14 protein-coding genes and 1 riboswitch are annotated in these 21,023 nt (G+C 38.9%); of the genes, 6 read left to right on the forward strand and 8 right to left on the reverse strand.

Going from position 1 to position 21,023, the window contains the following annotated elements:
• Positions 1-11: 11 nt before the first annotated feature.
• Positions 12-485, reverse strand: a complete 474-nt coding sequence (locus tag H9N25_RS10160; RefSeq protein WP_190328792.1) for a CHRD domain-containing protein — start codon at positions 483-485, stop codon at positions 12-14.
• A gap of 580 nt (positions 486-1,065) precedes the next feature.
• Between H9N25_RS10160 and H9N25_RS10165 the strand changes: the two genes are divergently transcribed.
• Genes H9N25_RS10165 through H9N25_RS10180 form a run of 4 tightly spaced genes read left to right on the forward strand, consistent with a single transcriptional unit; the run spans position 1,066 to position 5,049 of the window.
• A complete protein-coding gene (locus tag H9N25_RS10165; RefSeq protein ID WP_190328793.1) occupies positions 1,066-2,322 on the forward strand; it encodes a ligand-binding sensor domain-containing protein in 1,257 nt (418 codons plus the stop codon).
• Positions 2,322-3,926: a ligand-binding sensor domain-containing protein gene (locus H9N25_RS10170; RefSeq protein ID WP_255524653.1), complete on the forward strand. Its 1,605-nt coding sequence runs from the start codon at positions 2,322-2,324 to the stop codon at positions 3,924-3,926. Before H9N25_RS10165 ends, H9N25_RS10170 begins: the two co-directional genes overlap by 1 nt.
• Positions 3,911-4,525, forward strand: a complete 615-nt coding sequence (locus tag H9N25_RS10175) for an ATP-binding response regulator (RefSeq protein WP_190328795.1) — start codon at positions 3,911-3,913, stop codon at positions 4,523-4,525. The genes H9N25_RS10170 and H9N25_RS10175 overlap by 16 nt, the downstream gene beginning before the upstream one ends.
• A 35-nt stretch (positions 4,526-4,560) precedes the next feature.
• Entirely contained in the window at positions 4,561-5,049 is a 489-nt protein-coding gene (locus tag H9N25_RS10180; RefSeq protein ID WP_190328796.1) for a helix-turn-helix domain-containing protein, read from the forward strand.
• A gap of 234 nt (positions 5,050-5,283) precedes the next feature.
• Here the strand turns inward: H9N25_RS10180 and H9N25_RS10185 are convergent, their stop codons facing one another.
• On the reverse strand, positions 5,284-7,497 hold the full coding sequence (locus tag H9N25_RS10185) for an alpha-galactosidase (protein WP_223833699.1): 2,214 nt from the start codon (positions 7,495-7,497) through the stop codon (positions 5,284-5,286).
• Positions 7,498-8,021: 524 nt separating this feature from the next.
• Between H9N25_RS10185 and H9N25_RS10190 the strand changes: the two genes are divergently transcribed.
• Entirely contained in the window at positions 8,022-8,222 is a 201-nt protein-coding gene (locus tag H9N25_RS10190; RefSeq protein WP_167294599.1) for a YtxH domain-containing protein, read from the forward strand.
• 148 nt (positions 8,223-8,370) lie between these two features.
• Here H9N25_RS10190 and H9N25_RS10195 read toward each other — a convergent pair whose 3' ends face one another.
• Together H9N25_RS10195 and H9N25_RS10200 are read right to left on the reverse strand one after the other, a co-directional pair.
• Complete coding sequence (locus tag H9N25_RS10195; protein ID WP_190328797.1) at positions 8,371-9,807, reverse strand: SusD/RagB family nutrient-binding outer membrane lipoprotein; 1,437 nt, start codon at positions 9,805-9,807, stop codon at positions 8,371-8,373.
• Between the two features lie 11 nt (positions 9,808-9,818).
• On the reverse strand, positions 9,819-12,986 hold the full coding sequence (locus tag H9N25_RS10200; protein ID WP_190328798.1) for a SusC/RagA family TonB-linked outer membrane protein: 3,168 nt from the start codon (positions 12,984-12,986) through the stop codon (positions 9,819-9,821).
• A 318-nt stretch (positions 12,987-13,304) separates the two neighbouring features.
• Positions 13,305-13,411: riboswitch (SAM riboswitch) on the reverse strand.
• Between the two features lie 138 nt (positions 13,412-13,549).
• On the opposite strand from H9N25_RS10200, the gene H9N25_RS10205 reads away from it, so the two are divergent.
• Positions 13,550-14,821: a TlpA disulfide reductase family protein gene (locus H9N25_RS10205; protein WP_190328799.1), complete on the forward strand. Its 1,272-nt coding sequence runs from the start codon at positions 13,550-13,552 to the stop codon at positions 14,819-14,821.
• A gap of 840 nt (positions 14,822-15,661) precedes the next feature.
• Here H9N25_RS10205 and H9N25_RS10210 read toward each other — a convergent pair.
• The 4 genes from H9N25_RS10210 to H9N25_RS10225 are packed head-to-tail and all read right to left on the reverse strand — an operon-like array spanning position 15,662 to position 21,015.
• Positions 15,662-17,338 (reverse strand): trypsin-like peptidase domain-containing protein, encoded by a 1,677-nt coding sequence (locus H9N25_RS10210; RefSeq protein ID WP_190328800.1) that lies wholly within the window; start codon positions 17,336-17,338, stop codon positions 15,662-15,664.
• A 2-nt stretch (positions 17,339-17,340) separates the two neighbouring features.
• Complete coding sequence (locus H9N25_RS10215) at positions 17,341-17,928, reverse strand: TlpA family protein disulfide reductase (RefSeq protein WP_190328801.1); 588 nt, start codon at positions 17,926-17,928, stop codon at positions 17,341-17,343.
• A 60-nt stretch (positions 17,929-17,988) separates the two neighbouring features.
• Positions 17,989-19,860: a protein-disulfide reductase DsbD domain-containing protein gene (locus H9N25_RS10220; protein ID WP_190328802.1), complete on the reverse strand. Its 1,872-nt coding sequence runs from the start codon at positions 19,858-19,860 to the stop codon at positions 17,989-17,991.
• A 21-nt stretch (positions 19,861-19,881) separates the two neighbouring features.
• Positions 19,882-21,015, reverse strand: a complete 1,134-nt coding sequence (locus H9N25_RS10225) for a TlpA disulfide reductase family protein (protein ID WP_190328803.1) — start codon at positions 21,013-21,015, stop codon at positions 19,882-19,884.
• Between the last annotated feature and the right edge of the window lie 8 nt (positions 21,016-21,023).

Consider the following 21,023-nt stretch of genomic DNA (forward strand, 5'->3'; position numbering starts at 1 on the left):
TCGGCTGTTAATTAATATGATGTTAATGTACCTCTTACCAAACCTGTAGCCTGTTGGCTGGAGGCAATCTGTAGGTAAAGTGTTTTGGAATTTAAATCTGCTATGGTCTGAGCCGACAGCTCAATAGAACCCTTTACTTCCCTGGTGGAATTAAAGGCTCCATTATTCAAATCGATTAAAACAGCCCCATTGGCTCCGGCAGTACCGCTATAAATAATTGCTTTGGTAGGTGTATCGCCATTGTTGAGTGGAGTGTCAAAATACAGGTAATAATAAAGTTTGTTGTCGGTCATTAAATAACATACTGCTACTGCATGATCTGTTCTACCTGTAATTGTCGGTACAACATTGTTTACCGATAAATCTGATTTCCATTGTCGGATGGTATAGATATCTGATGCCACTTCTTTTTTCTTACAGGCGCTAAAAAACAGCAAGGCAAGAACAGGCATTAGGCAATGCCTTTTTAATGATAATAGATTCATAAATTTAGGAGTTGATTTTGTTTTGGAATGTCGATTTTATTTAACCTGGAAAACCAAGCGCTAATTAAAATGTGTACCTCCATTTTGGTTGATTATGATGCTCAGACAAAAAATGTCGGTGCACGCCGCTCAAATCCCTAAGTTTTAAAAGCGCTGCTTTTAATAAGAGTAATTTTTGTTTCATGGTTGGTTTGGTTAATATTTGCTGTTGGCTTTCGGATGGGTTGATATCGGATTTGCTCACAGCGTTGGTTGTTAGTTAAATTTGGTTAAGCCAATGGCAGAAATGGTTAATCTCTGCTGATGATTGCTCTTTTACCATCTTGCATTCGCTTTACCAAAATTAGTTGGGCATAAAATGAAAAAGGTCGAAAATTGTAAATGAAAGGGTAGAAAAACTGTAATCCCTTAATATTTTGATCAATTCGCCCTATATTTAATCGAAATACATCAACTGATTATATCCCAAAAATAACCCAAAATGATAATGCTGCGTTTAAACGCGATATGTTTTTCCCTGATGCTTTTGATGTGCACTTCCCTACACGCACAAAAGCCAATTGTTTTTAACCACCTCAGGATGGAAAATGGCTTGTCACAAAATTCGGTGATGGCCATTGCGCAAGATAAAAACCAGTTTATTTGGATGGGCACCAGACATGGATTAAACCGCTATGATGGCTACCGTTTTAAAGTTTATAACAATAGCGCCGATAACCTTAACAGCATTTCGAATAATGTGATTAACACCCTATTAACCGATACTAAAGGAAGGTTATGGGTAGGTACAGAAAACGGTCTGAATATTTACAATGAAAAAACCGATCATTTTTACCGCATCAATAAACGCAGTTCTGCGAATTCCTTTAGCTGCGATTCAGTAGAATGTTTATATGAAGATCCTCAAAAAAATATATGGATCGGTACAGATAATGGTCTCAACCTGCTGATAGATGTCGAGAAGCAGATTTTTAAAAAATTTCTTTTCGATAAGCCCAATCATAAATCTGGCCTTAGCTTGATTTTCTCGATTCTTAAAGACGAAAAACAGAACCTATGGGTAGGTACTTATAATGGTTTAGTACGTATTTACCTGGTTAAGGGCAAATATCACTTTGAGATTTTCAGACACAACCCCAGCAATGAAAACAGCATCAGTTCTAATGCCGTAAAAAGTATTGCAATTGATAAACAAAAGAGGCTTTGGTTAGGTACCTACAATGGCTTAAATTTATTTGATTACGAACACAAAACCTTTAAACGGTACAAAACCAGTGCGACAGATCAAAATTCGATTGTTAATAACGACATTCGAAAATTAACCTGCGACAAGGCGGGCAATATTTGGATCGGTACACAAGAAGGATTAAGTATCCTCGATCCAAATACCCGAAAATTTAGTAATTACCGTTACGACCCTGAGCAAACAGACGGATTGAGCCAGAATTCTATCCATAGTATTTTTCAAGATATTAACGGCTCAGTTTATTTGGGCACTTATTACAAAGGTGCAAATGTTGTTTACCCGTCTGCAACGCCTTTTACCGTTTTTAGAAATTCGAAAAAACAACAAGGTTTGAGCAGCAATATTGTAAGCGCCATGGCCGAAGATCAATACCATAACCTATGGATTGGTACTGAAGGCGGTGGTTTAAATTACATGAACAGAAGCAACAATACCTTCACCTACTATAAAGCAGAACCAAACAGCAGCAACGGGCTCAATTCCAACCTAATTAAAACCTTGTGCCTCGATAAAACAGGACAGCTATTAGTGGGTACACACCGGGTGGTTTATACGCATTTAATCCCTCAGGTCGTAATTTTAAGAAAATAATCAATGTTAAAGATGTAAAAAATAGCCCGGGGAGCTCAGAAGTGATTGCCATAACTGTAGATAGCGAGGGCACTGTTTGGGTAGGCTCCAACGATGGATTATCTACATTAAAAAAAACAAATGGCCATTATGCTTCTACAACGGTTAAAAGCCCATTAGAGCAGAACCTAAGGAACAAGTATATTCAGGTTATATTTGAAGATAAGGCCAAAAATTTATGGATTGGAACGGTGGCCGGACTATACGCTTATCATCCGGCTACTAAAAGAATTACAGCCTATTACCAGAACAAAAGCAACGCAGGTAGTTTAGATCATATTAATTGCATTGTTCAGATAAAGAATGGAAATATTTGTGTTGGAACCTCTTTTGGAGGTTTAAGCATTTTCGATAATAAAAGCAGAAAATTCAAGACCTACAGCGAAAAGGATGGCCTACCAAACGGTAATGTATTGGGAATTATTGAAGATGAAGAAAATAACCTGTGGATCAGTACAGATAAAGGACTATCTAAGCTGGTTACCAAAACGGGAAAATTCATTAATTACACCAAAAGCGACGGTCTTGCAGGCAACGATTTTAATATCAGATCGTTTTTTAAAGATAGTAAAGGCGAGTTGTTTTTTGGTGGTTACGATGGTTTAACAGCCTTTTATCCCAGTCAAATTGATATTAATAGGAATGTTGCACCAATCACCTTTACTGAACTCAAACTATTCGATCAACCTGTAGCGGTAAATGCGCCAGATGGACTGTTAAAGGAAGATATCAAAAGCACTAAACAAATTATCTTTAAACACGACAATAACAATTTCACTCTCGATTTTGCCTTATTAAATTACATTAAACCAGAAAAAAACAGTTACCGTTATATCCTTAAAGGCCACAGTAAAGATTGGATAAAAACCGATGTGCCTAGTGTTACCTATACCGATCTTCCCGCAGGTAATTATACCTTTATGGTAACGGGAAATAATAATGATGGAAATCCTGGCAGCAAAGCTGCAACCCTTAAAATAACGGTTCTTCCACCCTTTTGGGCTACCTGGTGGGCTTATCTTATTTATCTGGCTTTCTTTTCGGGCCTACTGTTTTTAATTGTACGTTATCTTTTTGTGCGTGCGCTGCTTAAACGTACAGAAGACATCCAGAAAATGAAACTGAATTTCTTCACCTATGTGGCCCACGAAATCAGAACGCCACTTACTTTAATTCTTGGCCCGTTAGAAAATCTTTCCAAGCAATATCAAACCGATACCGAGTTAAATCGACAGATTATCCCGATAAAAAATAACGCAAACAGGCTAATGCGGCTTATTACCGAATTAATGGATTTCAGAAAAGCTGAAACGGGACACCTTACCCTGCATGTTACAGAAGATAATATCGTCGATTTTGTCAACGAAATATTCATTTCCTTCTCTCATCTTGCCCAAACAAACGGCATACAATATGAGTTTGTACACGAACAGGAAAACATCAGCCTCTTTTTTGATAAACGGCAGCTCGAAAAAGTATTGTTCAACCTGTTATCCAATGCCTTTAAATTCTGTGATCGGGCGGCAAAATCTCTGTTTCTCTATTGGAAATGGAGAATGAAGTAGCAATTAGCATTTCAGATAACGGATTGGGTATACCTGCAGAAAGTTTAAAAAATCTTTTTAGTGATTATTTCCAGGTAGATGAGCAACACTCCAATCAAATCGGCTCGGGAATAGGTTTGGCACTTTCTAAAGCAATTGTAGAAGAGCACAAAGGGCATATTGCTGTAGAAAGTACACCTGCTGAAAATGGTAAACGTGGTTTCACTAATTTCACGGTAAGGTTAAAAAAAGGAAAATCGCATTTTAAAACAGCGATTTTTGATGGGGCAAAAGATTATCCTACCCATCCCGATATCTACACGCAACAGCCCGAAAAAGAGCTAACAATTTTAAAATCCAAGAAAGAAACTGATATTTCCACCGAAACCATATTGGTGGTAGAAGACAATAGTGAAATCAGACTGTTAATCTCATCGCTGGTAGGCAAACATTATCAGGTAGCGGAAAGTGAGAATGGATTAATGGGTTGGGAAACAGCAATAGAAACACTGCCCGATCTGATTATCTGCGACATTATGATGCCGATAATGGATGGTATAGAACTTTGCCGTAGACTTAAGGAAGATGAACGGACCAGCCACATCCTGTTATTATTCTAACTGCCCGCTCTTCTCATATCCATCAGGTTAGTGGTTTGGAAACTGGCGCCGATGCCTATATTACCAAACCTTTTAGTCCTGAATTGCTTTTGCTGAATGTTCGTAATCTACTGATGTCGAGACAGGTAATGCGTCAAAAATTCCTGAAACACATCCATTTACAGCCGAAAGAACTCACCATTAATGCCATTGATGAAGCTTTTATGCTAAAACTCTTAAAATATATTGACAAGCATATTGCTGATGAAGACTTTGGGGTATCTGAACTGGCTTCGATGGTTGGTATGAGCAGGCCTATTTTGTATAAAAAAATCAGGAAACTCACTAACCTCTCCGTAAATGATTTCGTTAAATCGATCCGTTTAAAGAAAGCAATGGAGCTGTTTAAACAAAATAGGTTTACTATTTATGAAGTGGCTTATCAGGTCGGTTTTAACGATCCAAAATATTTTAGCAGGGAATTTAAAAAACAGTTCGGAAAAAGTCCGCGTGCTTTTATGAACGGAAGTGAAGAAGAGGATTAGTTTGGCGAAGAGTCCTTAGTCTGTAGTCCAAAGTCTTCAGTCGATCACCCTCGGTTCGTCATCCTGAATTTATTTCAGGATCTTAATAACAAGATAGATAGATTGCGATGATTTAAGACAGCATTACAGTCGCATAAGGCAAAAGCATCTAAAACAAAAATGGGAGAAACCTTTAAAAGATTTCTCCCCCGAAAGAGTTCCCTTGGAACACTACGGTCGAAATGATGTCTTTAATTAATTTTTTGCCTCTTCTAATTTTAACACTACACTGGTTCTGGTCGAATTAAGAATGGGATTAAAGCCCACTTTCATCAAGAAATCACCAGTATACGTTTTAGTGCTATCTATCGGTGATTTTGTACCTGGATAAAGGTTGATTTCTTTAATCTGGTATTTCTTTGTTGGATCTAAGCCATTTAATTTAATCGGATATTTACTGTTTTCGCCATAACGGTAGTTTACCAGATAATTAAAAATTACCCCTTCAGTTTTTTGCTCATTTACATATAATATAGATGCTACACTGCCCGTACGTGGATTGGCCAAACGGTATTGTTCACCCTGCCAAATAATCCCTTTTACTGCATTGTAATTTTTAATGGCATCCTGGCAGAACTGAAGTTCCTTCTCAGGTAGTTTGCTAACAACGATATCAAAACCCAATTTCCCCATCATCGCTACATCAGTGCGAAATTTTATTGGTTGTTTTCCCCAATCGGTTACGTGGTTAGAACTGCTGATGGCAGGATAAAAATAAGAGTATTCCCATTGAATGAATATACGCTCTAAAGGATCGGTATTATCACTTGGCCAAAACTCTGTAAAATACTGTAAGGCAGCATAATCTACCCTACCACCACCGCCAGAGCATAACATCATTGGCACAGTTGGATATTTTGCACGGATTCTTTGCAGTACACTATACAATCCCCTTACATAATCGATGTAAAAATGAGATTGATTTTTTAAATGTGCGGAGTATGCATTATAAATTACCGCATTACAATCCCATTTAATATAAGCCAGTTTCGGATTTTTGGTAAACAGATCGTCAACCACACCGAAAACAAAATCCTGTACCTTTGGGTTAGAAAGGTCAAGTTCCAACTGGTTTCTAAAATAGTACTCAAGTCTGTTGGGCTGTTTTACCACCCAATCCGGGTGTTTTTCGTAAAGTTCGCTTTTTGGATTAACCATTTCGGGCTCTATCCATATTCCAAATCTGGTTCCTACATTATCGGCCTCTTTTACCAAAGAAGCTATTCCGTTTGGTAATTTCTTTTTGTTCTCCTGCCAATCGCCAAGCCCGGCATGATCATCGTTACGCGGATATTTGTTCCCGAACCAACCATCATCAAGCAAAAAGAAATCGACACCCAGTTTTTTGGTATCCCTTAATAAATCGGCCAACTTTTGCTCATTAAAATCGAAATAAGTGGCTTCCCAGTTATTCAAGAGGGTTAACCTACTGCCTTTTCCATCTAATATTTTATAATTACGTGCCCAATCTTGTAATTTCCTACTGGCATCGCCTTTTCCCTGATCAGAATAAGTGTACAAAAAAGCAGGGGTTGTAAAAACTTCACCTGCTTTTAAGCTATAAGGCGAAGCATAATTGTTCATTCCGGCAATAATGCGGAGGTTATCCTGGTAATCCAGCTCAAGATCGACCTTAAAATTCCCGCTCCATTCCATCGCACCGTATAAAACATTGCCTTCATTTTCTTCAGCAGGTTTATCCATCGAAATCATAAAAACAGAAGGTTGAAACAAATTTGCCCTTGTGCCCAGTTTGCTATCCAAAGTTTTAATACCATGGGTAATTTCACTTTGTTCTGGCTGCATTTCCTTAGCCCAATCGCCATGATATTGGTTTAACCAAAAATGTGGCGATTTTAGATGCAGATTGGCCGATGCATATTTATGCAATACCACTATGCCTTTCTCACTGTGTTTAATCTCCGTCCACTGTTCTATTACATCCTGTTTATAAAAAGACTTATAGAACACCGTTACCTCAAAATTATAAACAGGATCTTTTAATCTGATCTTTATTAAACTCACATTATCATCAATAGCGGTAACGGTATGATCAACATATTTCAGATCGAGGGAGTTATTGCCGTCAGCATGGGTAACACTAATAGCTGGTTCTACCAAATTCCTTGATCCTGATGGCGTATACACCGAATTTAACTGACCAGTATAATCTTCTGTTTGTTTGTACTGACCATTAACCTGTGCATATTCCTGTTTATCGGCTAGTTTTTTTCCAAAAAATATGGTGTTTACATCTTTTTTTGCATCGGCCTGTAAAACCAGTGCATTATGGGCAGTTTCGATGGGTATAATGGTTTGCGCTTTGCTATTCGACATGGCAAAAAGAGAAATGGCCATTGCCAATACGCCCTGCCTGAAGTAACCTGTAGTTTGATCTGATTTATTCATTTGTGCTTTCAATGTTAATCGGCGAATGTTATGGGTAGTAGTTGATTTATATTTTAAGTATTATTTTAATAATTGCGACGCCTTTTCCTGCTAAATTTAGAGCATAGTTATTTTAGTTTATAATCAATTTAGTTTAAGGTAATTTTGCTCGGAATATATAAATTTAATAGTGATTATCTGTAAAAAATATCACGCCTCTGGATTTCACCACAGAGAATTGTCAGTATTTCGAATGCAACGGAACTCTATCGGTTGGTGTCTTACCGGCCAAAATTATTAATTCTAAACACAAAAATATTATGCAATCTGCCAGATGGTAACATCCACCAGCACAACAACACATAATAAACTATTAATCAAAAGATTACTTCACGGATATTTCCTTTACGCTTTCCGTGCTTCCATAATAAAAAATAGAACGCTTAGTGCACCATCAACTAGGGGCATCTGTAACAACAAGTGTTAAAAATTGTCTAAAACTTTAAACGATCTCAAAATGTTTAACTAATAAAAAAGAAAAGAACATGGGAATTTTAAAAACAGCAATTATTGGCGCTGCAGTTTATGCTGGCGTAAAATATATCACCAAAAAAGATCCAATTACCGGACAATCGATAGTAGATGAACTACTAGATAAAGCTCCAGAATGGGTAGAGAAAGCAAAAGGATACACTGAAGACCTGAAAACCAGGGCAAGCAATGCTGCCGAGGATTTAGCCAGATGAATACCAATTAAAAGAAAGGAACCTGAACAGGTTTATCTTTTTGTTTGATTGTAAGAAGCAAAAAACGTCCCGAATTTATATCGCGACGTTTTTTGTTTTTAGTGTCAGGTGGTAACATCTGACGACACAATAAAACCAGATTATTTACTTAAAAAGCATCAAACCAAAGTTTGGTAGTCAATAAATCCGCCCCCTGGTTGCTTACTGCATTTTTATAATTCTGTCCGTTTAATGATTGTTCAGAACCCGGATAAATAAAACGCACCGGAATTTTGCCATTTAATACCGTATTAACAGATGCAGTTAATTGCGGATAATCTAACCTTCTCTGCTCTGCCCATGCTTCTAAGCCCTGCCCAAATAAGGCAATCCATTTCTGCTCACCGATTGATTTTTTATAATTGCTTGCATCATATTGTACCGCAGCCTGATTAATATAATCATCAACAACACTTCCACCAATACTGTATTGATCAAATGATGCCTTGATGGCCTGTTTATATAAGTCAGCTGCATTTTCTGTAGTAAAGCCACGTGCTGCCGCTTCTGCCCTATCAAAAAGCAGTTCGGCATAGCTAAAAATCACTGCAGGTGCTTTTGGTGCTAAAAAGTAAGTTCCAGGTCTGGAAGAATTTGCTAAACCTATTGCACTGGCTTCTGAATTTGTTGAGCCATTCGGAATACCTACATACGTTTGAGGTGTAGCATTATCAGTTTTGCTTGCATAAACTGATAACCTAGGATCATTTAACGCAAAAAGTTTATCCACGATGGTTTTGCTGATCCGGTAATCATTCCTGGTTTCAAATGAGGCTGCTACCGGATTTTGCTGAGGTGAATCACTGTAGAACAGTTGTGCGCTCTCTGATTTGCTATTAATATAAGTGCCACCTTCAGCAAGTATTTCATCAATTACCTGTTTAGCTTTAGCTGGCTCTTTATCTGCAATGCGTAAAGCGATGCGAAGACGTAAAGCATTGGCAAACTTTTTCCATAAAGCAATATTGCCACTATAAATTACATCTCCGCTTACAACTTTTCCTGAAGCTGGATCTAAGGCCGCCTGAGCAGTCTTTAAATCATTAAGAATACCATAATAAACATCCTTTTGTTTATCGTAAACCGGCGTAACAAACTGTTTAATTTTGCCAGCCTGTGAATATGGTATATCCCCATAAGCGTCGGTAAGTAACAAAAATACCCACGACCTTAACACAAGTGCAACTCCTTTATAATTTGGGTTGCCTTGTGCATCGCCCAGTTCGATAATTTTATTGAAGCCAGCAATACTTTGTGCGTAGCCAGTAGACCATAAAGAGGTAAAGCTACTGTTCGAAAAGATAAACCGATCTTCTTCTGTATACTGAACTTTAGCCCAATGTTGTGCAAAAAGCAAGCTCGAGTTCATATTATTGGTTACCCCCCAATACGTATCGGCGGTAGTTTTAGTGGTGCCTGTAAGTAAATAATCGGGTTGTGGAATTTCTGGAGCATTCGGATTAATATTCACCTCATCGAGCTCTTTATTACAAGATGAAAATGCAATTGCCAGAATGGCCAGTATATATAGTTTTTTATTCTTCATGATGGTAAGATTTAAAATTTAACATTCAGGTTGATACCGTAGCTGCGTGTGCTCGGGTTAGAAAGACTTTCCAACCCCTGTCCGTTGCCAGTATTAAAGGCTACTTCCGGATCAATATCTACCGTATTGCGGTGGATAATCCAAAGGTTACGGCCAACAAGTGATACAGAAACCCCTTGCAAACTTAGCGGACGGATCCACTTTGCCGGCAAATTGTAACTAAGCTTAACTTCACGAAGCTTAACGTAAGAGGCATCGAATATATTTGCTTCATCGATATTCCTAAACGATTTATAATATTGTTGAGCAGGTAACACTTTTTCATTACGTTTACCATCGGTAGTTACGCCATCAAAAACAATCCCGTCATCATAAACCGTTACACCTGCCGGAGCAGCTCCGTTTACCCTTACGGTGCCATTTTCCTTTTTATTATCTGGATAATAGTAAGAAATACCACCATATTCTGCTGCTCTTCCTGGCAGTGTAGAGGCTAAAACTCCGGTATAAGTACCTGTTGCATAGGTGCCATTATAAATAGAACCACCAAAACTTGCATCAACCAATACGCCTAAACTTATACCTTTATAGGTGAAGGTATTGTACACCCCGCCAATCCAATCTGGTGTATATTTTCCCAAAACCTGTTTGGTTGGGTTTGTAGCTGGTGCTCCTGTGGCGTTTACAATAATATTTCCATTTCCGTCTCTTAAAAAGGCCGTTCCGAAAAGCGATCCATAAGGTTGTCCAACGGTAGCAATCACCTGTGCTGAATTGGTAGCGACAATGTAATTTGTTAATAATTTCTCCGCATCGAGTTCAATTACCCTACTCCTGTTTGCAGCGAAATTAAAATCAATATCCCAGGTAAACTGTTTTTTAATTGGTGTAATGCCCAACTGTGCTTCTATGCCTTTGTTGTTTATTTTTCCGGCATTAAGCAGTTTTGAGCTAAATCCGGTACTTTGACTTACATCGGCTGCCAAAATCTGATTGTAACTATTGGTATTGTATGCACTTAAATCGAAACGTAACCTTTTGTTAAAGAAAACAGCCTCAACACCCAGTTCTGTTGAAGTGGTAGTTTCTGGTTTAAGGTTAGGATTAAGATCGATATTACTTGTGGTAAGTTGAGGGTTTGCATTAAACGGCGCACTAAATGCATAAGTATTAATCAAACGGTAAGGATCTGCATCTTTACCAACTTTAGACCAACCTCCGCGTATTTTTAAATAGTTAAGAGCTTCGCTTTTAATATCGAACGCTTCGGTTGCTACAAAACTTCCGTTAAATGATGGGTAAAAATAAGACCTGTTCTGTGCGGGCAAGGTAGATGACCAATCGTTACGGGCCGTAATGTTGGCAAAAAGGTAATTTCTGAAGCCAATCTGTCCAGAGGCATAAACACTGTAAGATTTTAATCTTGATAAATTATTTGATGAAATTAGCGGATCACGAGAGTTTTTAAGGGTATAAAGTCCGGCGATGGCCAGTTTAGGTGCACTTTGATCGTTCTGCTCAATATATTGCCTGCGTATGTTCCCACCACCTAACAATTCGAGGCTAAAATCATCATTCAACTGTTTGTTAAAGTTTAATGTCGCGTCTGTATTATTTTCACTTACGGTAAAGGCACTCTCAGTATAAGAGCCGAAAGGCGTTCCATTGGTACCATAGGCAATCCTCACTTTACGTCTATCGTTGTAATAATCGGTCCCTGATCTGAAATTGAAATCAAGTCCATCAATAATCTTATAGTTAAGGGCTAAACTTCCAATAATCCGGCTACGGTTTTGCGATACTGTATTTTCGTATGCTACCCAATAAGGATTGCTGTAATAGCTGTTGTTCCAGTTAAACGTTTTTCCATTTTCGTCCAAATAGTTTTTCAATTGGTTAATATCAACCTGGCGGCCGAACCAGGTAAACTGCAACATCGTACTGGTTGATCTCGAACCGCCTGTTCCAGGTAAATTATCAGAGTTAAGTTTGCTATAATTTGCATTGGCAGTTAAGGTTAACTTCGGTGTTATTTTTAATGATGTATTGAGCACAAACGAATTTTTGCCCTGACCAGAGTTAGGTACGATCCCCACCTGTTTTAGGTTATTATATGATATCCGGTAATCATATTTTTCACCGGCATCTGCAACCGATACCCCATTGTTCAATGAATATCCTGTTTGAAAGAAATCGCGCACATTATCGGGATGTGCCACAAAAGGAACGGCTACTCCCTTCGAAAAAAATTGTGGAATTAGTCTACCATCCAATTTAGGTCCCCAGCTTTCATCTACGCCATCGTTAATGCCTTTACCTGCACCGTCTACGTAACTAAACTTGCCTTCAGATCCCTGACCGAAAGCATTTTGATAAACAGGCAGGGTGAGTAAAGTTTCTAAAACAGCATTCGAATTGATGGCAATGCCTAATCCTTTTTTCGATTTACCCGTTTTGGTTTTAATGAGTATAACGCCTGCTGCAGCCCTCGAGCCATATAGCGCCGCGGCATTTGGTCCTTTCAACACACTCACCGATTCTATATCTTCCGGATTGATATCTGAAATGGTATTGGCATAATCTCTTGCCCCAGCCGAATTTAACTGAGAGTTATCTACCGGAATCCCATCAACTACAAATAATGGCTGGTTATTTCCTGCAATGGAAGTTTCTCCCCTAATAACCACTCGTGATGACCCCATACTCCCCTGGCTGTTGGTTACCCGTACACCAGCTATTTTTCCGGCCAGTGCATTTACCAGGTTGGATTCTTTAGCTTCAGCCAAATCCTGTCCTTTTAATTCCTGAACAGCATAACCTAGCGATTTTTTCTGTCGCGAAATACCCAATGCCGTAACCACTACCTCATCCAACGCATTATCGCTTGATTGAAGAATGACCGAAACTGGGCCTGCATTTTTATTGATTTGTATTTCCTGACTCTTAAAACCGATATAAGAAAATACCAAGGTGCCCTTATCTGGTGCACTAATAGAGAAAGCTCCTTTTGCATCAGAAATGGTGGTTTGTTTGGTTTCTTTTATTAATATGGAAACACCTGGGAGTGTTTCACCATCTGCCGACTTTACCGTTCCGGTAACCGTGACATCTTGAGCGGAAAGCTTTTGTGCTATGAGGAGCAAAAAGATAAGCGCTATTGATTTTAAATTTTTAAGCATATTGTGTAGTTAATTAGTTAATAAGGGATAATAATTTTGGGCAAAACAATTCCTAACGGTTAATAACCGTGTTTTATAAGAAAACAAAGGAATGGTTAGATCAAAAAAGCCTGTTAAATGGAGCGATTTTAACAGGGCATGCGCATTCGGAAGTATGCACTAAGGTTTGCATCAATAGCTTTTAGCTTGTCTGTTTTTTTCATCTGAATAATTTTCTTTAAACCGTATTTACTTTTCAAGCGTGCATCAGGGCAAAAAAAAAGCACCCCATAAATCAGAAGTGCTCCATATATTCTTATAAGGATAACGCAAACAACTGACTTAACTACCCCAGATTCATCTGAGATGGAATTAGCACCATTTCTAAAAATTAGATGGTTGCTAAGGCTTCACAGGGCCATTCCCTCCGCCTTTCTTGATAAGTATTTTAAAATAACTGGGGCAAAGGTATAATTAATTCCATTTATCCTATAGTTTTTATAGATTTTTATTGAAATATTTTTTCTTTGGCAATTACATCCATATCTTTGTCTACTAATTTAGTCGATAAATATACATCCCCAATGAAACTAAAATCCATTTTAGCAGCCGTATTGGCCATATCAACAACTTTTATCTATGCCCAGGAACATAATACTTTACCCAATCAGGTAGTAAAACTCAACAAAATAAAATCTAAAGCCTTTGTTTCCCTCGGCAATTGGCGCGGCATAGCGAAAGTAAAGGAAGGTCTGGAAATTCCTTTTAATTTCGAGATCAATGAAAAAAGCGGTCAACAGAAATTATATTTCCGCAATGCCGAAGAAAGTTTCGAAGGTGGTCTGGTAAAACAGACTGCTGATTCACTTTTCGTAAAACTGGATCAGTTTGATAACGAACTCGCATTTGCAATAGATGGCGATCATTTATCTGGTACATTAAGAAAGCAAGATAAAACTGGCCAACCTTTGGTAATTATTGCTGAACGAAAAAATTATCGTTTTAAAACGGCAGATAAACCAGCAACAGCAGACTATTCTGGTAGTTATGATGTGGTTTTTAAATCGCCAAATGGTAAAGAAGAAAAAACAGTAGGTTTATTTAAGCAAACGGGAAACAAACTTACGGGTACTTTTTTACGCGTAACAGGCGATTCGCGCTATCTGGAGGGCGTTGTGGAAGGAAATGAGTTTCAACTTTCTAGTTTTATTGGCTCCTCCTCTCCTGCCTATTACAAAGGAACTTTCCAGTCAGATGGCTCATTAACCGGTGAAATTTTAGGTACAAGGGGAAGCCAGTCTTTTACCGGGACCAAAAATAAAGATGCTGCCCTGCCTGATCCTTATAAACTCACCTACCTTAAAAAAGGATATAAAACACTTGATTTTAGCTTTCCTGATATCAACGGGAAAAAGATTTCGCTAAAAGATGAGAAGTATAAAAACAAAGTGGTGATTTTGACCATCACCGGAAGCTGGTGCCCTAACTGTGTTGACGAAGCTACCTTTTTGGCGCCGTGGTACAAAAAGAACAAAAACCGCAGTGTAGAAATTATCGCTTTACATTACGAACGCTCAACCGAACCTGAATATGCAAAAAAGGTGATGACACGTTTCCGCGAACGTTTTGGAATTGATTACGACCAGGTTATTGCAGGTACTGCCGATAAACAGGTGGTATCCGAATCGTTGCCTGCACTCGATTCTTTTTTATCGTTCCCAACCACGATAATAATTGATAAACAAGGTAATGTAGCCCAGATCCATACTGGTTTTAATGGTCCGGCCACAGGTAAGTTTTATGATGAATTTATTAAAGAATTTAATACTGAGATTGATACGTTACTGAAGAAATAAGCATAGCACTCTCATTTCTTATCGGTTGGTGTCTCACCAACCGAAATAAAGCGTTGGTCGGTGAGACACCGACCAATAGAACTTCCGTGATTTCCGTGCTTCCGTGGCAAATTAAATGGTAGCACAGGCAAGCCACTCCAAATAATAAATAATAATGCATAATGTATCGTTTTTGTAAAGCAGGTTTAGCGCACTTCAGTTCGGGCAGTCCTTCTTTTCGCTTCTATCTTTTTGTGACTGTAATTACATAAAAAATAGCGTTTTACATTTTGTTCTTAGTAGTAACTGTGTTTTTAGCCCCGGGCGAAGCGGCATCCCTGAAGCGCAGCGAAAGGATATAGCAGAGAACGGGAACAAACTTTAATAATTGCCCCTGACATTGCGCTTCAAAAACATATACCGTTCCCTTTTTGGAAAGCAGGTTTAGCGTACTTCGGTTAGGGCAGTCCTTCTTTCCGCTCCTATCTTTTTGCGAATGTTATTGCTGCCTGTTTGGCTCTGCAACAAAAAGGATAGCCGCTGCAATAAGGTTTATTTAACAAAGGTTTGTACAAGGAACAAAATAGCGTTTTACATTTTGTTCTTAGTAGCAACTGTATTTTTAGCCCCGGGCGAAGCGGCATCCCTGAAGCGCAGCGAAAGGATACAGCGAAGAACGGGAACAAACTTTAATAATTGCCCCTGACACTGCGCTTCAAAAACATATACCGTCTCCTTTTTGGAAAACAGGTTTAGCACACTTCAGTTTTAGGCAGTCCTTCTTTCCGCTCCTATCTTTTTGTAAATGTTATTGCTGTTTGTTTGACCTTTACTGACTGCTTCCGTGGCAAAAGCACCAAGCTATTGAATAGCTTTCGATACAAAACTAATAATTGTTTTCTTTGGTATCACCACCGTTGTTGTCCGGCTAAACCTTGCGATGTTAATCCCATAAAAATGACCTTCCCAATCAAAAACTGGCGATCCGCAGGCATTTGCTTTAATGGCTGCATCGTGTGTAAAAACAGCATTAAACCCATCTCTTCGTTCTGATTTTCCACCTTCAAATTTCTCTGCCGGATGATTTGATACCGACTGACCCCGTCCCGCTAGTTTTAGTGTTTTACTCATCTTACCTGAAGCATTTTCCCATTCAAAAATAACCTCATCTCCTGCCCAATATTTCATCATTTCGGGCGCAAATTCATTTGCCTTTTTGATAAGTTTCCCATTAATGCCAATGAGTTCATCGCCAACTTTTACTCCTGCTTTCTCGGCCGGGCTACCTTCTTTAATTAATGAGAATTGAACTGGGCTGGAATTGTATACCACCATAGCTCCCAAATAAGGTTGACTGTTAATTTTCGGCAAATTAAATAGCGTACTGCCCAAAATACTGCGCATCACTTTGCCAGCGGGATCAATGCTATAAAGAAGTTTACCCATTTCTATTTTAACGCTGTCGCCATCAGAAATATTTAAATCAATTCCACCAGTTATTCGCTGTTCAAGTTCAAATAAAACCAGGTCGTTTTCCTGATCTTTTCCAATCAACTTAATCGGCACTGCGGTTCCATTAATATCACATTGTGCTTGTTCGCCAACTATAGTGTTTTTACTCAGTAGAAACTGTTTTTTAGCTCCATTTGTTGTGCTAACATTCAATAAAGTAGCGTAAATATCCTGGTTTTCTCCTTTTATCAAACTTTTGACGAAAAAGCAGCTGTTTTTAAGCCTTGGTATATCAAAATCAGGGTGTAAAGCCTTTTGTTTGCTTTCTTTCTGTAATTGCAAAGACAAGGGATCTGTTTTCACACTATCTTGTTTTTCAGGGAAAGCCGTATAAAGCGTTTCACTGTTCAAGGCTGTCCAATAACGGCGGTAAAGGTCAACCGGAATTTCAAAATTCATTTCTTCTGAAACATCAATGGCACTGTGCAACCCGATTACACGGCCATAATAATCGAATAACGGGCCACCAGAATCGCCAGGTTCCATTTTGCAGGTGGAGCGGATAAAACCATATTCGTTTTTTACTTCTGCAACACTGCCCAACCTTAAAGTTGGGAGTGTTTGGTTTAAGCTTTCGGGATAAGAAATACTGATACAAGGTTCGTTTTTAAGCAAACTTGCCGAATAACCCATCTCTGCAAATGGATAGGTGCCTTTATCGGTAATTTTCATCATGCCCACATCTGGAATGCCAGGCGTATCTTTATTTTCTATTTTTCCTAAAGCCATTGCAATACATTCACGTCCATCGGAAAAAAAAACCTTATAATTTTTACCCGGTAAAATGGTATGTGCAGCCGTTAAGATATAACCATCGGCACTTACTACCACGCCGCTAAACTGTGCACTGGTTCTTTGGTTCTGCTGTACATCGAAGCCCCACATGCGTACACTTGCAGGATATGCCTTTTTAACCGCTTGGGCAATGGTATACTGAAATTTAGCCACCAGCTTTTTCTGTGCGGTAGCATTTAGGTTAAACAGTATCACTAAGGTTACTGTTAATGCCTTTATAGAATTATTCATTGTTATTTATGATTTTTAGCCAGGTTAATCCGCTCAGAAATTTCGTGGAGCGCTGCGGCATCGGTTCCGGCAAACCCAGTTAGTTTAAATACAATATTACCTGCTTTATCGATAACGAATTTTGCAGGGATGGCAATCACCCCATAATCTTCAACCGCAGCATTACGCCCAGCTTCATCTTTCAGATCCATCAGCACCTGAAAATTAAAACCCGATTGTGCGATATATTTTTTCACATCTTCCAATGGTGTTTTGCTGGTTTCCCAAGTATGGATAAATAAGAACTTTACAGAAGGATCATTTTTATAGGTATTAACGGCAAGCTGCATCGCAGGAAAAGATTTTTTGCAGGGCACACACCATGTCGACCAAAAATCGAGTACAATTACTTTCCCTTTTAGATCCTTTAGCGACACTACATTTCCAGCGAGGTCTTTTAAGGTAAAATTGGGTGCAGGCAAGCTAATCATTTCTGCCAAAAGTTTCTTATGAAGAGCATCTGCTTTATTCGCAGGAGGTTGTGCCTGCAGCGAAGTACATGCGAGTACACTCAGCATAGCCAATAGGCAAAGCCTGAAAAAAGGTATCATATCTTTTAGGGTTAAAAACAGTAAGGCCATTTTACAGCCCCTACTGTTTGCATAAGTAGCTTAAATGAGTATTTCTAATATCTTTTCTTTAGGTGGGTAACATTTGGTTTCATCACACACCTGATAGTATAAGCCACATTTAATTTTAGTGCCAGCTTTTGCCTTACTGTAATCGACCATTATCCTAAAATTTGCCTTTCCTTCAAAAATGAACATACCCTCATTGCCCGGATAAGGAATAGCTGCTGTTGTTTTCCATTCTTGATCAGCCACTGCACCTTCAGGAAGTTCCAATCTGGTTTCGGTAACCACAAATGGATTATCTTTAGATACATAAGCATAAATATGCCAGCCTTTTAAAATTTTGGCTTCGATAAGCAAACTGTCTTTTTTATTGCCATTACCGGGAATAAATCTTGCAGAAACGGTTACTGGATCGGCTGCGGTAGGTTCACCACCTGCAATGACTTTTGGTAATTGATAGCTTTGTTGTTGGCCAACAGGAACATTTTTCCCATAGGTGTTCACCATGAATTTAAAACCACCAGATTCGGTATAAAATAGATTATTACGGTTTAGATTGAGCCAATTTCTCCATTCAGCTGCTTTGTTGAATTTTTGAGTAGTGTAACGTTCGAGCAAGCGTTGCGCCATTGCTACCTCTTTGCTGGCCTCCAATAAACTTACACATTTATCTAAAAGCGCCACTTTACGGTTAGAAATACCTAGTTTTTGTGCATCATGGTCTAACTGAAGGGTATACACACCAGAGGGATAAAAATACTCATAATTTTGACGGTAATACTTGTGGTAGAGACTGATATTAGTACCATAAATAGCAAATAAACTATCTCCTGCATAACCTTTTACATAATCCTCAAAAGATTGGGTATCGTTGGTTACCGGCATTTTCAAAAACATTTCGTTGCCATGGCCAATATCTTCTCCCTTTGCTTTTTTATCCTTTAATTCCTGCTGCATTTTAAGCATGCGAAGATTGCCTTCCCGCCGCGAAACAATAGCCTGATTATAAAGATCTTTGTTTAACCGATAAATTAGCTCATCTATGCCGCTACGGGTTTCGATCTGCACTTTTTTAACAATAGCCGGAAGGTGATCGAATTTTTTGATGTAACAGATCGTGTTTACAAAAACATCTTTGGCCTCATCTGTCATATAATCTGGAGAGCCTGCAAAGCCCCACATAAAGTAATTTCCTTGGCGGCCCAGTGCTACTGCCTCGGCATTTTTAAGGCAAACGCCACCTGAAATAGATTCAGCATCGGGCGAATCATTAAATCCTTCTCCATGCGAAACCATGCCGATTAGATAAGGCTCTTTAGAAGAAAAACCCTGTTTTACCACCCGCCACCTATCCATTTGCTTGGGTGTGCCAACGCCTTGATGTCCGTTAAAAAAAGAACCTGGCGTCGCTTTTTTGACCATGCTTAGTTTTACGGCATTTGGCGTATTAAAAATGGGATGATCGATTTTGATATTTAAAGCTTCATCATCCAAACACTGGCAATACCAATCGAATTTTAAACCTAAAGGCAAACCTACGTTTGGTGCCATGGCATGCATTAAAACCATAGGACGACTAAAGTTTGCTGGCATGTTAACCGGACCGGCATCCATTAAGGTTACATCAACCTCATCAGACATTTCTACCTTGTAATCGGCAACATCCACTACCTTAACTTCGGTAAAACGCTGTTCCAAAAAGGCTTTAAAATCTGCCATTCTGGTTTTATATATTTTTTCGACCACACTTGGCGTAGTTGAATAATACACTACGTTTTTGGGCATTGCTTTATCGGGATTATACCCAACATACAAAACCTTTAAGGCAATTTTATCCCGATATTTCTCAGTCCCAAAAGTGAGCAGCGAAACCAGCATCAGGCATGCTGTTAGCATCTTTTTCATCATCTATATTTTATCAGCCAATAATTAATTGAATATTTCAGCAAGCTTTTTATTCAAAGGTTCGCCACGTAAGCCATTACCGATAATTTTACCCTTTGCATCTACCAGAAAACTTGCAGGTACGGCGCGTACGCCATATAAACGGCCCACTTCGTTGTTCCATCCTTTCAGATCAGAAACATGAATCCAGTCTAAACCGTCTTTTTCAATCGCTTCTAACCAGCGCTCTTTTACATTATCCAACGAAACTGAAATTATTTCGAAGCCTTTATCTTTATAGGTTTGATATTGTTTTACCAGATTCGGATTTTCGGCCCTGCATGGTCCACACCAACTTGCCCAAAACTCAACCAATACCACTTTTCCTTTTAAACTGGCTAATGAAACTGGCTTGCCTACCACATTGTTCTGCGTAAAAAGCGGCGCTATATTTCCAACAGCGGTAATGCCACTTGCAGCAATACGCTGCGCGAGTTCTTTACCCATATCGGTTTCGCGGTACGCTTTGTTCAAGGCATTAAAAAGCGGCTCTACTTTGGCTACGTCAACCTTACTACCGGCAGCTTCTGAGAGCGCCACCAAAGCGAAGTATGAAGTTGGGTGTTCTTTAGCAAATTGAAACTGTTTATCAGTTCTGTTCTGGATGTTTTTTCTGAAGCGCAGATCTACCGCTTTCCTGTAGGCCGTATCTTTTTGCTGCTCTGGTGTGCCACTGTTAAAATCGATATTTACAGCTTTGGTTAAGGCCATAATGGTACCACCGATGGCTTTGTTATAGCCATCATATTCCTGGTACACCTTTGAGCCCGCAAAAACAGCATTTTCCAAAGAATCCTTTGAAGTGATCGTTACCTGTTCCTTACCAAAATAAAAGTAAATCACATCTCCGGTATACACCGCCTTACCCTTACCGCCACCGCTATGATCTAAGGCCATGCGCGCATAAGCATTGCCAGAAATATGCCCGGTAAATTTGAAATTTCCGTTAACCAGGGCTACAGAATCTTCATGGCTTACACCATTATCCATATAATCGATATAAGCCATTGCTGGCGCACCTAATGTGCCTATCTTACCTGTTAAACTAAAATTCGGCGCTTGTGCCCAGCATAAAACCGGTAACAAAAAGGCTAATGCTGCTAATTTTATAATTTTCATTTGTATGT

It is taken from the genome of Pedobacter riviphilus (assembly GCF_014692875.1).
In the GTDB taxonomy this organism is placed as follows: Bacteria; Bacteroidota; Bacteroidia; order Sphingobacteriales; family Sphingobacteriaceae; genus Pedobacter; species Pedobacter riviphilus.

Bases quoted from the DNA above. Each gene is read 5' to 3' on its own strand.
- H9N25_RS10160 (WP_190328792.1), bottom strand. From the start codon at position 485: ATGAATCTATTATCATTAAAAAGGCATTGCCTAATGCCTGTTCTTGCC.
- H9N25_RS10165 (WP_190328793.1), top strand. From the start codon at position 1,066: ATGGAAAATGGCTTGTCACAAAATTCGGTGATGGCCATTGCGCAAGAT.
- H9N25_RS10175 (WP_190328795.1), top strand. From the start codon at position 3,911: ATGGAGAATGAAGTAGCAATTAGCATTTCAGATAACGGATTGGGTATA.
- H9N25_RS10185 (WP_223833699.1), bottom strand. From the start codon at position 7,497: ATGAATAAATCAGATCAAACTACAGGTTACTTCAGGCAGGGCGTATTG.
- H9N25_RS10190 (WP_167294599.1), top strand. From the start codon at position 8,022: ATGGGAATTTTAAAAACAGCAATTATTGGCGCTGCAGTTTATGCTGGC.
- H9N25_RS10195 (WP_190328797.1), bottom strand. From the start codon at position 9,807: ATGAAGAATAAAAAACTATATATACTGGCCATTCTGGCAATTGCATTT.
- H9N25_RS10200 (WP_190328798.1), bottom strand. From the start codon at position 12,986: ATGCTTAAAAATTTAAAATCAATAGCGCTTATCTTTTTGCTCCTCATA.
- H9N25_RS10205 (WP_190328799.1), top strand. From the start codon at position 13,550: ATGAAACTAAAATCCATTTTAGCAGCCGTATTGGCCATATCAACAACT.
- H9N25_RS10210 (WP_190328800.1), bottom strand. From the start codon at position 17,338: ATGAATAATTCTATAAAGGCATTAACAGTAACCTTAGTGATACTGTTT.
- H9N25_RS10215 (WP_190328801.1), bottom strand. From the start codon at position 17,928: ATGATACCTTTTTTCAGGCTTTGCCTATTGGCTATGCTGAGTGTACTC.
- H9N25_RS10220 (WP_190328802.1), bottom strand. From the start codon at position 19,860: ATGATGAAAAAGATGCTAACAGCATGCCTGATGCTGGTTTCGCTGCTC.
- H9N25_RS10225 (WP_190328803.1), bottom strand. From the start codon at position 21,015: ATGAAAATTATAAAATTAGCAGCATTAGCCTTTTTGTTACCGGTTTTA.